12 protein-coding genes are annotated in these 15,205 nt (G+C 71.8%); 6 read left to right on the top strand and 6 right to left on the bottom strand.

The window, feature by feature from the left end; all coding sequences use genetic code 11:
• The first annotated feature begins 28 nt into the window (after window positions 1–28).
• On the top strand, window positions 29–583 hold the full coding sequence (pgsA, locus tag G569_RS0102775; protein WP_028062285.1) for a CDP-diacylglycerol--glycerol-3-phosphate 3-phosphatidyltransferase: 555 nt from the start codon (window positions 29–31) through the stop codon (window positions 581–583).
• Here the strand turns inward: pgsA and G569_RS0102770 are convergent.
• Window positions 546–2,372, bottom strand: a complete 1,827-nt coding sequence (locus tag G569_RS0102770) for an MGH1-like glycoside hydrolase domain-containing protein (RefSeq protein WP_028062284.1) — start codon at window positions 2,370–2,372, stop codon at window positions 546–548. The two genes, pgsA and G569_RS0102770, sit on opposite strands and share 38 nt — an antisense overlap.
• Before the next feature lie 106 nt (window positions 2,373–2,478).
• Window positions 2,479–3,462 carry a GTP cyclohydrolase MptA gene (gene mptA / locus G569_RS0102765; protein WP_028062283.1) on the bottom strand — a complete coding sequence of 328 codons (984 nt, stop codon included), beginning with the start codon at window positions 3,460–3,462 and terminating at the stop codon, window positions 2,479–2,481.
• A 236-nt stretch (window positions 3,463–3,698) separates the two neighbouring features.
• Here mptA and G569_RS0102760 point away from each other — a divergent pair, with 236 nt between their 5' ends.
• Complete coding sequence (locus tag G569_RS0102760) at window positions 3,699–4,826, top strand: sigma-70 family RNA polymerase sigma factor (protein WP_064750239.1); 1,128 nt, start codon at window positions 3,699–3,701, stop codon at window positions 4,824–4,826.
• 43 nt (window positions 4,827–4,869) lie between these two features.
• Here G569_RS0102760 and G569_RS0102755 read toward each other — a convergent pair whose 3' ends face one another.
• From G569_RS0102755 to G569_RS0102745, 3 genes are all read right to left on the bottom strand, one after another.
• Window positions 4,870–5,607: a ParA family protein gene (locus G569_RS0102755; protein ID WP_028062281.1), complete on the bottom strand. Its 738-nt coding sequence runs from the start codon at window positions 5,605–5,607 to the stop codon at window positions 4,870–4,872.
• A gap of 61 nt (window positions 5,608–5,668) precedes the next feature.
• Window positions 5,669–7,147, bottom strand: a complete 1,479-nt coding sequence (locus tag G569_RS0102750; protein ID WP_028062280.1) for a CYTH and CHAD domain-containing protein — start codon at window positions 7,145–7,147, stop codon at window positions 5,669–5,671.
• Window positions 7,148–7,180: 33 nt separating this feature from the next.
• The gene (locus G569_RS0102745) at window positions 7,181–7,597 is read right to left on the bottom strand and encodes a hypothetical protein (protein ID WP_028062279.1); all 417 of its coding nucleotides are present in this window, start codon (window positions 7,595–7,597) and stop codon (window positions 7,181–7,183) included.
• Window positions 7,598–7,634: 37 nt separating this feature from the next.
• Between G569_RS0102745 and G569_RS45035 the strand changes: the two genes are divergently transcribed.
• Together G569_RS45035 and G569_RS0102735 are read left to right on the top strand one after the other, a co-directional pair.
• Window positions 7,635–8,492, top strand: coding sequence for a DNA-3-methyladenine glycosylase family protein (locus G569_RS45035; protein ID WP_157591775.1), 858 nt, complete (start codon window positions 7,635–7,637; stop codon window positions 8,490–8,492).
• Between the two features lie 58 nt (window positions 8,493–8,550).
• Window positions 8,551–9,798 (top strand): hypothetical protein, encoded by a 1,248-nt coding sequence (locus G569_RS0102735; RefSeq protein WP_028062278.1) that lies wholly within the window; start codon window positions 8,551–8,553, stop codon window positions 9,796–9,798.
• Here the strand turns inward: G569_RS0102735 and G569_RS0102730 are convergent.
• Window positions 9,792–10,481, bottom strand: coding sequence for a DUF8091 domain-containing protein (locus G569_RS0102730; RefSeq protein ID WP_053225739.1), 690 nt, complete (start codon window positions 10,479–10,481; stop codon window positions 9,792–9,794). The two genes, G569_RS0102735 and G569_RS0102730, sit on opposite strands and share 7 nt — an antisense overlap.
• Before the next feature lie 55 nt (window positions 10,482–10,536).
• Here G569_RS0102730 and G569_RS0102725 point away from each other — a divergent pair, with 55 nt between their 5' ends.
• Together G569_RS0102725 and G569_RS0102720 are read left to right on the top strand one after the other, a co-directional pair.
• A complete protein-coding gene (locus G569_RS0102725) occupies window positions 10,537–12,411 on the top strand; it encodes an Ig-like domain repeat protein (protein WP_028062276.1) in 1,875 nt (624 codons plus the stop codon).
• 59 nt (window positions 12,412–12,470) lie between these two features.
• Window positions 12,471–15,191, top strand: a complete 2,721-nt coding sequence (locus G569_RS0102720) for an AAA family ATPase (protein ID WP_028062275.1) — start codon at window positions 12,471–12,473, stop codon at window positions 15,189–15,191.
• Window positions 15,192–15,205: the final 14 nt, after the last annotated feature.

Raw genomic sequence — 15,205 nt, 5'->3', positions numbered from 1 at the left:
TTACGAGGCTAGCTAGATTCTTCCTTGGGTGTTCGAGCTCAACCTGCCGAACGTCCTGACGCTCCTGCGCATCCTGCTCGTCCCCGTCCTGGTGGCGGCGCTCGTGCAGGAGGGCGGCGGCGGGGACAAGCTGGCCGCCGCGATCTTCGTGGTGGCGTCGGCGACGGACGCCCTCGACGGGTGGATCGCGCGGCGCCAGAAGAGCGTGTCGACGTTCGGCAAGCTGATGGACCCGCTGGCCGACAAGCTGCTGGTCACGGCGGCGCTCGTGAGCCTCGTGAGCCTGGACCGGCTCTCCGCGTGGGTGGCGATGGTGATCATCGCCCGCGAGTTCGCGGTCACCGGCCTGCGCCAGCTGGCGATGGAGCACGGCGAGGTGATCCCCGCGAACGCCTGGGGCAAGCTCAAGACGGTCTTCCAGGTGGCGATGGTGCTCGTCCTGATCCTGGTCGAGGACTCGCCGCCGTGGGTCGACGCGCTCGTCTGGGCCACGGTCATCATCACCGTGATCAGCGGCGCGGACTACTTCTTCGGCTTCCGCAACCTCATCCGCGCGCGCCAGGCACGCCACGCTCGAAGTTGACCTCGGTCTCCTTGTAGGGGACGCCCTCCACGAGCAGCGGACCGGCGTCGACCAGCGGCTTCAGCACGACATGGCGGAAGAACGTGTCCAGCCAGGCGGAGTGGAAGTAGTCGGGGATCAGCCGGTACGGGCGGCCGGTTCGAGGGTGGAAATGCTCGACGACCAGCGGTTCTCCGAGCGCGAGGTGCGATGCGGTCCACTGCGTCCACACGCGCGCGAAGCGCTCGCGCAACGCCGGCTCGGATGTGCGCTCCGCCACCGCCCCGAGCGCGTGCAGCACCCACGAGGTCGCGTAGTTCCAGACCGGGCCGTTCCAGCAGCACGGGTAGGAGTAGCCGCGGAACGCGTTGTCGGGCGAGAACTCCGGGCAGTCGGGAGCGGTCGAGTACAGGCCCTTGGGCGCGCTCCAGGCGTCGATCGCCCGTGCCAGGGCGCTTCGCTCCTGCGGCCCAAAGTCGGCGTACAGGAACGGCAGCGCGGCCTCGAAGTTGAGGACGCTCTTGATCGGCCCGTGCTCGCCGACGCTGCGGAAGTAGCCGTTGTGCAGATGCGTGCGCGCCAACTCGGTGCGCAGGTCCGGGCCGCCGAGCGCCTTGACCATCGCCCAGTGCCAGACGTTGGTGTCCACGCGCGAGACCCGCGTCAGCCGGTCCGCCTGCGGGCTGTCGGGTGCGCCCGCACGGGGGAGCGCGGGCGGCTCGATGAACATCTCCGAGCGAGTGTGGTCCCAGCCGGCCTCGGCGAAGAAGTCCGGCGCGTACTCGGTCCCGTTCACCCACGAGCCGATCGTGGTCGGGAACGAGTGCATGTTCCCGCCGGCCAGACGCGCGCTGCGGCCGGTGCCGAGGACGTACTCGAGCGCGGCGTCGCGCGCCGCGCCCAGCTGCAGCGGGTGGTGCTCGGCGAACTCGATCGCGGGGGTGAGCGGGTCGGCCGCGTAGGAGCGCAGCGCGCCGGCGTTCGCCGTCCACGCGTTCAACGTGTCCTGGACGCCGCGCGGCGAGCGCATCCACCGCGCCTCCCGTAGCTGCAGCGGAAATGACAGCCCGATCGGCGCGGTGAACCAGTTCGAGACCGGTCCCTCGAAGAACAGCTCGCCCGGCATCGGGTGGTCCTTGAACCACAGGAACGGCCGGCGCAGGTTGCGATAGACGACGAACCAGCGGTAGCGATAGACCTCGGCCAGCTCCTTCGAGCCCGTGTGCAGCCGCGGCGCGTGACGGGCCAGCCACGCCTCGAACGGGCGGGCGTCGAGGTCGCCGATCGGCTCGCCGTCGCCCAGCACGACGCGGAACCGCACCGTCCCGGGCGCCTTGACCGGGGCGATCGGCGTCGAGCGCACCGGGATGTCGACACGCAGGTCCGCGTAGACGCTGACCGTCGTAACGCGCGCGCGTATATGTCTTGGAACGGATGGTCGGACTTCCACGCGTCCCTCGCCGAGGAAGTGCCAGTCCGCGCACAGCACCGCGCCGCGCACGCCCTTGCGCTCGGCGACGCGCAGCGAGTCCGTGAGGCCGTAGACCGTTTCGGTGAGGTCAGGCGACCAGGTGTGCGAGAGCACCCGCGGCTCGACCGCGACGCCGTCGACCACGAAGGTCACCGGCACCGGGTCGACCACGTCGGTCTCGTGGCCGAGATGCAGGCGGCCGACGAACCCGGGGCGCGGCGGCGCCCACGGGTCGTCCGTTCGCCATGTCGCCGTCTCCAGCGACAGGTCGGTGCCGACGAGTTCGGTTCGGATCCACCGATGAGCCGTGGATGCCTCGGCGTCGTAGGCCCCGTCCATGGTCGACCGGCCGGGCACCCTCAGGACGAGCCCTTCGGGTTCCGGACGGTCGGCCAGGGGCGGTGCATACGGCGGTGAGGCGCCGCGGGGATCGGTGGATCCGGACCTAGTTCGCGCCGTCGAGCCACTCACGCAGCGACAGGTGGCTCGGGGACTGCTCCCCGGTGGCGATCTCGGCGCGGATCTCGCCCAGCAGCCCGAAGCGCTCGGCCTGCACGTTGTGCTGGTGGATGGTCTCCAGGTTCTCCTGGCGGGCGGAGACGAAGTGCTGGTCGGTGAGGAAGTCGAGCCGCTCGGTGACGCCGCGCACCATCTCGCGCACGCAGTCCTCGACGAACCGCGGGCGCCGGTGCGCCTTCTCGACCACGGCGGCCTCGTCGGAGCGCTTCATCAGCTCGTAGATCTCCGAGGACATGGAGTCCTCGGCGATCTGCACCAGCCACTCGGCGTCGATGTCGGTGTCGCAGGTCTCCGGGCAGCCGATGTGCAGCGTGGCCAGGCCGCGCTGGTTGTGCGTCGCGACGGGGACCGCGTCGAAGATCCGCTCGATCTCGTCGTCGGTGAAGCCCTCGGCGCGTAGACGCTCGTGCGAGTTCGCCTGGATGATGGTCTGCGCGCAGGGGCAGGCGGTCAGGCCCTGGACGCGGACGCCGATCAGCCGGCGCGTTCCCGCTTCCGAGGCCACCGCCGCGCCGAGCAGCGAGTAGATCTCCTGGGTCTCGATGCCGCTGACCGGCGCCGGCTTGTGCTCCGGGTACCGCGCCTCGATGTGCACCTCGGCGCGGCGCGCTCCCTGGCGATCGCGCACCTTCTCGGCGATGTGCTGCGCCAGTGTTTCCGCGCGGAACGCGCTCTCGCCGAGCACGACTTCGCCGATCGCGTCGTTCACCACTTCCTCGAAGCGGCTCATGTGCGCGCCCTTCTGGTGCGGGCCGAGATCGACGAAGCAGTCCAGCCGGGCTGAGAACAGCTGCTCCGCGCCGTTTGCCTGAATCCGGATGACCTTCTCGACGTTGGTCACACCCACGCGCGAGAGGCTCAGGGAGAGCGTCGGAACCCGGCTCTGGACGTCCTCCAAAGACAGAGTCATGACACCCAGCGTAGTCGGGCACGGCGAAATGGACGAATGGACCAAGGTTTCGCCAAGGACAGACCACGTATCCCGTGCTACAAAGCCGGGACGGCGCACAAGAAGTTCCCTGAAGCACCTCAGGGCAAACCACAAAGTTGCGCCGGCGGCAGATGTCGCGAACAGACGGATAGGCACGGAAGGGGCGGCCCCGGGGGCGGGGCAACGCCTGAGTTACGTCCCGAAGGATTGAGCGGTTGGCGACCAAGACGGATGCTTTGCTGGCGGATGAAGCCGCGATCACGGAGATCGACGAACTTCGACCGCTCATCGCCGAGGGCCAGGAACGGGGGATCCTGACCGTCGAGCAGATCGCTGCCTCATTGGAAGAGGTGGAGGTCACCAAGGAGCAGATCACGGAGCTGCACACGTATCTGCTCGACCAAGGGATCGAGATCGTCACGGCCGATGGCAAGCCCGTGACGGCTTCGGAGCCTCAGGCACGCTCGGAGAAGGACACTCCGGACGCGCGCAAGCCCGAGATCGATCTGACGGTCGAGCCCAGCCTTGACTCGCTGCGGCTCTACCTGCGCTCGATCGGCAAGGTACAGCTGCTCACGGCCGACCGTGAGGTCGAGCTGGCCCGTCGCATCGAGCGTGGCGACCTCGTCGCCAAGCAGGAGATGGTGGAGGCCAACCTGCGCCTCGTCGTCTCGATCGCGAAGGGCTACCTGGGCCGCGGCCTGTCGTTCCTGGACCTGATCCAGGAGGGCTCGCTGGGCCTCATCCGCGCGGTCGAGAAGTTCGACTATCGCCGCGGGTACAAGTTCTCGACCTATGCCACGTGGTGGATTCGCCAGGCCGTCACCCGCGCGATCGCGGACAAGGGCCGGACGATCCGGATCCCGGTACACATGGTCGAGAAGCTGAACAAGGTTGTCCACGTGGAGCGTCAGCTCGTGCAGCAGCTCGGCCGTGAGCCGTTGCCCGAGGAGATCGCGACCGAGCTGGAGTGCTCGGTGCGCGAGGTACGCGACATCCTGCGCATGGCCCAGCAGCCGGTCTCCCTCGAGAAGCCGATCGGCGAGGAAGAGGAATCCGAGCTGGGCGACTTCGTCGAGGACGAGGCGGCCGAGTCACCCTTCGAGGTGGCGTCGGAGAACCTGCGCAAGGAGAACGTGCGGCGGGCGCTGGACGCGCTTCCGCAGCGTGAGCGCGAAGTCATCGAGATGCGCTTCGGCCTGACCGGCGCGCGTCCCTACACGCTGGAAGAGGTCGGGCGGGCGTTCAACGTCACGCGCGAGCGCATCCGGCAGATCGAAAACCACACGCTGAAGAAGCTGGAGTCGCTCCCAGAGGCCCAGCGCCTCCGCGACGCCACGTAACTGAGGTCGGATGATCGGGGTGGGGCGGTGTCGCTGCCCCGCCTCATCCAATTCGCGCGCGGACCTCTTCCCAGAGGTCCGCGTACGCGCGCGCCGCGCGTGACTTGGGCGCGAAGTCCACGATCGCCGCGCGGTGCGAGCCCATCCGCTCGACCTCGGCGCTGGTCGGGATGATCGTGTCGAGGACGTCGTGCTGGGTCGACAGCTCGTCCATCAGCTCGCGGTGCAGCTTCTTGCGCCGGTCGGCCATCGAGAAGAACCCGAGGACCTGCGGGCCCTTGCGGTCCAGGATGCTCTGGAGCTGCTCGAGCGTGCGGCTGGACAGCGTCGCCGGGATGATCGGCACGAGCAGCGCGTCGGCGGCGTCGAAGACCGACTCGCTCACGAGCGAGATGCTCGGCGGGCAGTCCAGGAAGGTGTACTCGTACTCGTCGGCCAGCGGCTCGAGCACGCGGGCGAGCCGGCGCTCGGGGCGCTTGGCGTCGCCGAGCGCGAGGTCCATGTGGCGGTAGGAGAAGTCCGCCGGCAGCAGGTCCAGACCCTCGGTGTCGGTGCCCTTGATCAGCGCGTCGACGTCTGACTTGCCGCTCACGAGCTTGTCGCCGCCGCCCTTGATCTTCGGGCGCACGCGGAACAGGAACGTGCTCGCGCCCTGCGGGTCGAGGTCCCACAGGAGCGTCGTCGCGCCGCCGTGGGCGGCGAGCGTCGCGAGGTTGACCGCCGCGGACGTCTTGCCGACGCCGCCCTTGATGTTGTAGGTCGCCAGGACGCGGTGGCTCACCGCGCCACCCCCGGAATCCCCGAAACCTGCGCTTGGTGTGTCGTGCCGCTGGTCGGGGTCCTCATTTGGCGAAGTGCTCCTTGACGATCGCGCGCTGCTCGTCCGAGGCGAAGACCGCGAAGCGGTCGGCGAACTCCAGGCGCGCCAGGGCTTCGTCCTTGATGAAGCGGTCCACCAGCACGCCCATCGCCATCAGGGTCATCGGGTTCGAGACCTCCGGCGCGAGCTCGCGCAGCTTGTTGGCCTGCACCTCGTGGTCCTGGAAGCGGCCGAGCTGGTCCTGCAGGCCCTTGAGTGACTTCACGAACGGCTTGCCGACCTCGACCGGGTAGAGGCTGGCGAAGAACTCGAGCAGGTAGCGCAGCTCCTTGCCCACCTTGCGCAGCTCGTGCAGATCCTCGGCGGGCGATTCGTCGTCGATCGCCGTGCCCATCTTGACCATCTGCTTGTAGACGGAGGTGATGCGGTGCGACGCGAGGGCCTTGACGGTCTGCTTGGAGGCATAGGTGGCGTGGGTGAACTCGCCCCACTCCTTCAGGGCGGCTTGCGTGCGCTCGGCCTTCAGCGCGCGTCGTGTCTGCGTCAGCGCTTTGGCCCGCTTGGTCTCAAGCAGCGTCTTCAGCGGGTCCAGATCCGGCTGCATCTGGGCCGGCAGCGACGCCTTCAGCGCGGGGAAGTCCAGCAGGTACACGTCGAGGTCGCGCAGATCCGACGTGATCGCCTGGATGCGCTTGAACTCCTCGCGGTGGTGCTGGAGCCGCTCGGGGTAGATCGCCTTGAACTGCCGCTGGAGCGAGCGTGTGCGGCGCACGGCGACGCGCAGGTCGTGCAGGAACTCCGAGTCGACGTCCTCCAGCGTGCCGGGGAAGTTCTCGTCGATCACCTCGAGCAACCGGGCGAAGACGGTGGCCGCCGCCTCGCTCGCGGGCTCCTCGGGGTCGAGGTGCAGGTTCAGCTTGGCGCTCGTGCCGTCCGCCGGCTTGCCGGTGGCGGCGACGGCCTCGTCGACGAGCGGGACGGTGGCTTCGGGGAGGCTCAGTCCGTCCCTTAGGAGCGCGTCGACCTGCTCGAGGTCCTTGTCGTAGCCGCGCACCGCGGTCGCGCGCACCCGCCCGCGAAGCCCTTCGTGGGTGGCGACGTTGAGCCGGACGACGGTCTTCTGGTCGGCGTTGAGGACGCCGAGCGTGATCTCGCGGGTGCGGACCTTGGCCACCGGCGTCAGCGCGCGCATCTCGATCACGTCCGCGAGCCGGGAGTTGAGGCCGTCCGCGAGGTCGTGGTCGAACAGGCGGTGCTCGGCGCGCGCGGGCGCGGGGCTGGTCGCCAGCGTCTCACCGGTCTCGCGATCGGTCAGCGTCAACCGCCCGCCGATGTGGTGCAGCGTCACCCCCGCCGCGTGCAGGCGCCCGTCGAACGTGTCATAGAACGTGCTCGTCCCGGCGCGGATGCGCCCGGACGTCACCTCGACGTGCTCCTTGATCAGCGTGCGCGCATCGTTGAGGTCCGCGCCCTCGGGTAACAGGTGGGTAACAACCGCCATGACCGCGGCGAGTCTGGCACACGGCGCAAGTTGTTAACGCGTTGTTTTCAGCGTCACTTCCGGCCAGCCGATCGCGCCGTTGTCCTCGCGCATGGTCAGGCGGACCTTCGTGGGTTTCGTCAGCTGGCCCACGCGGACGCGGATGCGGCCGTCCGTCCCGGGCCGCATGTCGTAGTTGCCGGCACCGAGCACGCGGCCCGTCCGCTTCACCTCGATCAGGACCGAGCCGCGGCAGATCGCGTCCTTGCCGCAATGCACGAGGATCGCGGCGGTGCCGTGCTTCACAGGCGCCCACCGGCGGTTGCGCAGCCACGGGCCCCACCGGTTCGAGTCGACGCTGACGGTGGTCCCGCTCGGCCCGAAGTACACCTCGGTCTCGTTCGCGCGCACCGCGAGAAAGCCGCCGAAGACGAGGAGGAAGCCCACCGCGAAACCGATCCACCACTTCACGATTTTGAAGTGTAAAGGCGGTCGGCATGATGTGCGCGTGAACGAACGGATAGTCCTCCAGGGCGGCGGCGGGGAGCCGGTCGACTTCGTCCGGACCGTGCTGTCGCACGGGGTCGCGCACCTGCCGCCGAACGTGGTCGCCGACGACGGGTCGTCGCTGGAGACCGTGCTGTCCGCCGGCGGGCGGGTGTGGGACGTGCGGGTCGTGCCCGACGGGCCGGGCGCGGCGCGCCTCGAGGTGGCGGACGGCGCGCCCGTGGGCGAGCTCGCGGCGATCGTCCGGCACATGCTGCGCCTGGACGAGGACATGAGCGCGTTCTATGTCGTCGCCGCGGCCGATCCCGACCTCGCGTGGGTGGCGCTCGGCGCCGGGCGGATGCTGCGCAGCCCGACCGTGTTCGAGGACCTGGTCAAGACGATCTGCACGACCAACTGCACCTGGTCGGCGACCGTGCGGATGGTCACGGCGCTGGTGCGGGAGCTGGGGGTCGGCGGGGCGTTCCCGACCCCGGCGGCGATGGCGGTCGCGGGCGACGACTTCTACGTGGGCGCGGCGAAGACGGGGTACCGCGGGCCGTACCTGCGGTCGATCGCCGCCGACGCGGCCGAAGGGCGGCTCGATCTCGAGGCGCTCGCCGACCCGGAGCTGTCCGATGCCGAGGTGACCGAGCAGCTGCTGGCGTTGCCGGGCGTCGGCCCGTACGCGTGCGCGCACATGATGATGCTGCTCGGGCGCTACCGGCAACTGATCCTCGACTCGTGGACGCGGCCGACGTACCGGCGTCTGACGGGGCGGTCTCGGATCACCGACGTCGGCATCCAGAAGGCGTTCCGGCGCTACCGCGAGTACGCCGGGCTGGCGTTCTGGCTGAAGTTGACGCAGGACTGGGTGTAGGGAACGGCGGGGGTCCCGGGGCGGGAATCGGGCTCGCGGTAGGCGGGTCGTTGTTCGTGTGCACGAACACATCCGCCTCCAGGAGCGGCCGAGAATCAGCCCACCGGTCGCGCTGAGCCTGCAGCAGACCGCGGGCAACGCCGCGGTCGCCCGGATGCTGGCGCGTGAGGCCGCTCCGGCACCCGACCGCGCGAAGCTCACGGCGATCGAGGGCACCCTCGGCCAGATCGCGCAGCGCGCCCAGGGGCGCTCGGACCGGATCGGGGCGGCCTCCGACAGCTGCATCCAGAGCCTGCGGCAGTCCAAGGACCACCTGAAGGCGCAGAACACCAACTATCGCGTCGCCCACACCCAGTTCCTCTCGGTGCTCACCCGCGCGGACAAGTCCTACAAGGACGACAAGGACCTCGAGGACTCGGTGCAGGGCATCCTGGTCGCGGCCGCGCTGGGCGCGATCGCGCCCGAGGCGATCGCACTGGCGGGGGCGGAGAAGCTGGCGGCGAAGCTATGGTGGTCGACCAACGCGACGCTCGAGAAGCTGGGTCTGGCGGCCGGCAAGGCGATCGTGCGCGACAAGCAGCTCGCCGAGGCCGGCTCGCGCGTGATGGGCGCTGCCGGAGCCGGCGCAGGCGAGAAGCTCGAGCAGATCGGCGGCAAGGGCGCCGACTGGGCCAAGGACGGCACCAACGTCGGCGTCGGCGGGGACAAGCCGAGCGAGACCGCGGCGGGTGCCGGGCCGCCCGACAAGTTCGCCGAGGCCTTCGGCCACCTCGACCGGATGCTCGACATGCTGCCGCAGTTCGGCAAGTCGGCGAGGTCGCAGGGCGCGATGGCGATGGCGTCGCAGGAGCTCGCCAAGGAGGCGTTGCGGCTGTCCGGCGGTGGGAAGGCGCGATTCACCGTCGAGGAGGTCGAGGAGAAGGCGGCGGGACTCGAGGCCGAGGACGCGTCCGCGACCGCCGCGGCCGAGGCGATCGCGGTCGAGCAACAGATCGACGCCATGGCGCTGGCGATCATGCGCAAGGCGGTGCGCGAGCCGCGCGAGATCGAGCGGGACCTGTGGCGGGCGTGGATGGCGAGCCTGAAGGACCCGCGGGTCCTGTCCAACAGCGAGATCAAGGAGTACCTCGGGCCGAAGGGCTTCGGTCTCGTCGACCTCGGCGAGTACTTCACGTATCCGTGGGAGACGCGCGACGCGGCCGAGCGTGCGCAGAAGGAGTGGGCGGAGGAGACCACGGGCGCACGGCCCACGGCGCCGGTCCCCGGCGGGTCGGCGCCGGCGCCTGGCCCGCCGCCCGCTCAGTAGCGCTTGGTGTGCAGCGGCGCGCGGCCGCGCATGCCCGCCGGCTCCAGGACGCCGAGCGCGCGCAGGCAGTGGGCGGCCTTTTGGGCGAGCGGGAGCGGGACCCGCATCGCCTTCGCGAGCTCCTTCGTCGTGAACGGCTCGTCGAGCTCCGGGATCAGCGCCGCGGCGTCCTTGGGCGTCTTGAGCTCGATGCGCTGCAGGACCTCCGTGAGCCGGCGCTCGCCAGGGTCGCGCAGGTAGCGCCGCCCGCGCACCGGCTCCGGCTTGCGGACGTGGTCCTCGCGGCACAGCAGGATCTCGATCGTCAGGTTCGGGTGCGAGAGCAGCGTGGGGAAGGAGACCAGGCCCTCGAAGATCATCGCCGCGGTCGGCTTCTTCGGCGAGGGGCGCTCCGAGAGGACGAGGCCGTCCTCGTCGACGCGCACGATCCGTCGCAGGGCCGGGATCGGGTGGACGATCCGCATGCGGTGGGCGTCCAGCAGCGCGTCGAGCTTCGCCCGCAGCGGCGAGAAGCCCCCGGTCTGGACCTCCACCAGCTCGCCGTCGGAGCGGACGAGGTCGATCACGTAGCCGTCGACCTTGACCTCGAACGCGTCGCCCGGCGCCGCGAGCAGCGCTTTGAGCTCGCGGTGGAGCGGGCCTTCGCGGAGAACGCCGATCACGACCAGGAGATTCTGGCTCAAGTTCGCGTGTCCTGGTCCGACGAACCGGTACGACCCCAACCCGAGGAGCGGTCTGATGAGGACGTTCGGCGCCGCGTTCGCGGCCGTGCTGACAACGCTGGGCATCGTCACCGCGCCGGCGTTCGCCGGTCTGCCGTCGACGACCGTGGGCACGGCCGACCTCACGACCGCGACCAACACCCTGGCCACGGGGCCCGCGATCTTTGCCCGCGTGAAGAACGAGGACGGCACGAGCGGGGGCATGCCATTCGCCGGCAGGATCATCTCGTTCAAGCTCCGGATGGCGTCGTGCCCCAGCACCTGCCACGCCCGTCTGCTGGCGCTGCGCCCGACGACCCCGCACGCGTACGACGTGATCGCGGCGTCGCCGCCCGCGGTGGTGAGCGCCGGGCTCAACACCGTCGTCACCAGCCTCGGCCTGCAGGCCGGTGACGTACTCGGACTCGAGCTCGACGACGGCGTCGTGGACGCGGACAGCAACTGGTCGCAGGTCGAATACGACCTCGACGTCGCGACCGGTGGAGGGGCGTCCAGCGTCACGCTCCCGTACGGGTTCGGCGGCGTCTCGCTGATGTTCAACGCGCAGCTCGTGGTTCCGGTAGCCACGACACTGGCTCTCGAGGCCCCGGCGTCGGCGACCGCGGGCGACCCGATCACCTATCGGTTCCGGGTCGACCGCGCGACGGGAAGCGACCGGTCGGTGATCGGCGGGACGGTCTCCCTCAGCGACGACGGCGTGCCGGTCGCGGCGTGCCAGTCGGTCCCGGTGACTCAGGGCGAGGCGACCTGCACGGCCACGGTCGGCACGAGCCTGGGCGGCCACTCGCTCTCGGCGGACTACTCCGGGGACGGCGGCCTCGATCCCTCGACCGCCTTGGCGTCCACCGTGGTCAAGGACGCGACGACGACGACGGCGGCCGCGGCCGGCGACGGACCGTTCGATCCGCGCGGAGCGATCGTCTATCGCGCCGTCGTCACGCCCGCGCTCGGCGGGCGGATCACGTCCGACGCGGGCGCGCGATCCGCGCGCGATCCCGGCACGGTCGCCTTCAGCGTCGACGGTGCGGCGGTCGCCGCCTGCGCGGCGCGTCCGGTCGACGACGGGGTCGCGACCTGCGCCACCACGGCCCCGGTGTCCGGTGCCGCCCACGTCGTCGGCGCGACCTACTCCGGCGGGGCGCACCATCTCGGGTCCGCCGGCGAGGGCCGCTTCGCCCTCAAGACGCCCGGCGCCGCGCTGCCGGCGACGGCCACCGCCGGCCGCGTCGCGGTCGGTGGGTCCGGGACCGTCCGGGTGACGCTGACCAGCGCCGGCAGCGTGGCCCTGCGGGTCACGTCCGTCACGATCGGCGGCGGCGCCTTCGCCATCGCGGCCGACCGCTGCTCCGGCGCGGCGGTCGCGCCCGGAGCGACCTGCGTCGTCGACGTCGCGTTCAAGCCGGTCGCGGCGGGTGCGCAGACGGCCACGTTGACGTTCGCCGACGACGCGCCCGGCGCGCCCCACGCGGTCACCCTGACCGGCACCGGGACGGCGCGCCCCGTGGGAGCCGGGTTCGCGCCCGGGCACTCGACGACCCTGTCCGTCGCCGGTGGGTCGGTGACGATTCCGCTCCGCTGCCCGCCCGCGCAGCCGTGCGCGGTCGCGGGCACCCTGGCCGGCGCGGGTGCGGCGCCGGCCGCCCGCGCCGCGCGGGCCACGAGCGCGACGATCGCCCGGTTCTCGCGGACCACGATCGGCGCCGGGAAGGTCAAGCGGGTCAAGCTGCGGCTCGATCCGGCTTTCGTGCGCCAGGCGGGCAGGCGCGGAGTGCGGCGGATCGGCGTGACGCTGACGGTCGACACGAGGCTGGCCGGCGGCGAGCGCGTCGCGACCCGGCGTCGGGTCACGCTCGTGTTCCCCGCCGTGCGCGGGCCGCGCTTCACCGGCTGACCCGCCGCCGAGATTCTCTGACACGACGGGCGCGTCCTGCCGTCTAATGCACGTGAGCGATGCGTGAGATCGTCGGACGCGAGACGGAGCTGGAGCGGGTCAGGACCCGGTTCACCCGCCGTGCGCTCGTGCTGGCCGGCGAGCCGGGCATCGGCAAGACGACTCTGTGGGAGGCGGGGATCGAGGCCGCCCGTGCGTCGGGCCTGCGGGTCCTGATCGCCCGTCCCAGCGGCGCCGAGGCCCAGCTCTCCTTCGCTGGGCTGATCGACCTGTGCTCCGAGATCGAGTTGGACGGCCTGCCGGAGCCGCAGCGCGACGCGCTCGAGGTCGCGCTGCTGCGCCGCTCCCCGGTCGAGGAGGAGCCGCCGCAGCCGCACGCGATCGGCCTCGGCCTGCGCAACGCGCTCGCCGCGTGCGCCCCCGTGCTCGTCGCGATCGACGACCTCCAGTGGCTTGACGCCGCATCGGCCGACGCGCTCGCCTTCGCCGCCCGGCGGCTCGACGCCGAAGCGGTCGGCTTCCTGTGCGCCCGCCGCCCGGGCCCGCAATCGGCCGTCGAGCGCGCGCTCGAGCGCCGGTCGCTGGAACGCCTCGCGGTCGGCCCGCTGAGCCCCAGCGCGATCCGGTTGCTGTTGGGCGGGATGCCGCCCGACCTCGCCCGCCGGATCGCCGACGCCACCCTCGGCAATCCGCTCTTCGCGCTGGAGGTGGCCCGCGCGCTGCCGGCGAGCGGCGCCGAGCTGCCGGTCCCGGCCGCGGTCGAAGACCTCCTCGGCACCCGCGTCGCCGCCCTCGGCCCTGAGCAGCGGCGCCTGCTGCTCGCCGTGGCCCTCAGCGCCGACCTGCACCTCGACGAGCTCGTGACGATCGCGACCGGCGCGACCGTCGACGCCGCCCTCGCCGCGGGCGTCCTCGAGGTCGACGGCGACCGCGTGCGCGCGTCGCACCCACTCCTCGCCGCGGCGGCACGCACCGCAGCGCTGCCGCAGGAGCGCCGCGACCTGCACGCCGCGCTCGCCCACGCGGTTCGCGAACCTGAGCAGCGCGCGCTCCACTTCGCGCTCGCCACGCCGCACCCGGACGCAGAGCTCGCCTCGCGCCTGTCGACCGCCGCCGCCCGCGCGGCCGCCCGAGGCGCCCGCCCCGAGGCCGTCGCGCTCGCCGAGCAGGCCCTGCGTCTGACGCCGCCCGCCCCAGCCGACCTGCTCCCGCGCGCGAACGCCGCCGTCTCGTCGCCGGCCGGCGCCCCGCGCGCCACGCCCTCGCCGGTCGGCGCCGTGGTCGCCCACCTGCCGCGCGGCGACGCGCGGGCCGAGCGGCTCGTCGCCCTCGCGTCCTACCTCGAGGTCCTCGGGGAGCGGCAGCGGCTGGCCGAGCTGCTGCTGCCGGAGGTCGAGGCGCTGCCGGCCGGGCCGTTGCGGGTCCGGGCGTGGCTGCTGCTCGCGGACTCCGGCATTCACACGCGCGAGGAGAACGCCGCGCGGGTGGACCGGGCGCTCACCGAGGCCGGCGACGACCCGGCGTTGCGCAAGCGGGTGCTCGCGTTTCGCGCGTTGTCGACGGCGGCCGAGGGGGTCGAGCGGATCCGCGACGCCGAGGCGTGGGCGCTCGAAGCGCTCCCCGAGCTCGACGCGATCAAGGCGCTCGGCTGGGCGCGGGCACTGCGCGGGCGCGACCTCGACGACGTCTGCGCGCTGTTCCGCGAGCACGCGCGGCCGGGCGAGCAGCTCGTCGACGCGCCCGAGCCGCTCGCCGCGCTCCAGCGCTCGTGGCGCGGCGAGATCGAGATGGCGCGCGCCGAGACGAGCCGCTTCCTCGCGCTCGCGGTCGAGCGGGGTGAGGAGGTCTCCTACGCGTGGCTGCGGTTGAACCTGACCGAGCTCGAGCTGCGCGCCGGCGAGTGGGACGCCGCGGCCCGCCTGCTCGACGAGTGGGCGGACACCGACGACGGCCAGCTCCTCATCACGCCGACCTACAAGCGCTGTCGCGCGCTGCTCGCCGCCGGGCGGGGCGATCCGGAGGGCGCACGCGTGTGGGGTGAGCCCGCGCTCGCCGAATCCGAGGCGCGGGACTACCGCTGGCAGGTGCTCGAGTCCTCCCGCGCGCTCGGCGCCGCGGCGCTGCTCGCCGGCGACCTTGAAGGCGCGGCGGAGCGGCTGCGGACGGTGTGGGCGTACTGCGAGCGCGAGGGCGTCGACGACCCGGGCGCGTTCCCGGTCGCCCCGGACCTCGTCGAGGCGCTCGTCGAGCTGGGCGAGCTCGACGAGGCGCGCGCGCTGACGCGCCGGCTCAAAGGTCACCCGTGGGCCGAGCTCACCGCCCGGCGCTGCGCGGCCCTGATCGACGGGGGCGATCTCGCGGAGATCGCCGACGGCTATGAGCGGCTCGGGCTTCGCTTCGACGCCGCCCGCTGCCTGCTCGCCCACGGCCGCACGCAGCGGCGGCGGCGACGTTGGAAGGTCGCGCGCGACGCGCTGCAAGCGGCCGCGGAGCGCTTCGACGCCCTCGGCTCCCCCGGCTGGGCGGACCTTGCGCGCGGCGAGCTCGCGCGGGTCGGCGGGCGCAAGCCGCGGGCCGAGGGCGAGCTGACAGAGACCGAGGCGCAGGTCGCGGAGCTCGCGGCGCGCGGACACACGAACAAGGAGATCGCGCACGCGCTGTTCGTCACCGTGCACACGGTCGAGGCGCATCTCTCCAGCGCGTACGCGAAGCTCGGCGTGCGATCTCGCGCGCAGCTGGCTCTAAAGATTGGGGATCCGGGGAATTTCGCGGAGACGTGAGCGGCCGTACGGTC

Source organism: Solirubrobacter soli DSM 22325 (assembly GCF_000423665.1).
Taxonomy (GTDB): domain Bacteria; phylum Actinomycetota; class Thermoleophilia; order Solirubrobacterales; family Solirubrobacteraceae; genus Solirubrobacter; species Solirubrobacter soli.
The sequence above is the reverse complement of the archived record's forward strand: the minus strand, read 5'-3'. Positions and strand labels throughout refer to the sequence as shown.

Excerpts from the sequence above, each read along its gene's own strand:
- G569_RS0102770 (WP_028062284.1), bottom strand. The coding sequence starts at position 2,372 with ATGGACGGGGCCTACGACGCCGAGGCATCCACGGCTCATCGGTGGATC.
- mptA (WP_028062283.1), bottom strand. The coding sequence starts at position 3,462 with ATGACTCTGTCTTTGGAGGACGTCCAGAGCCGGGTTCCGACGCTCTCC.
- G569_RS0102750 (WP_028062280.1), bottom strand. The coding sequence starts at position 7,147 with ATGGCGGTTGTTACCCACCTGTTACCCGAGGGCGCGGACCTCAACGAT.
- G569_RS0102725 (WP_028062276.1), top strand. The coding sequence starts at position 10,537 with ATGAGGACGTTCGGCGCCGCGTTCGCGGCCGTGCTGACAACGCTGGGC.
- G569_RS0102720 (WP_028062275.1), top strand. The coding sequence starts at position 12,471 with ATGCGTGAGATCGTCGGACGCGAGACGGAGCTGGAGCGGGTCAGGACC.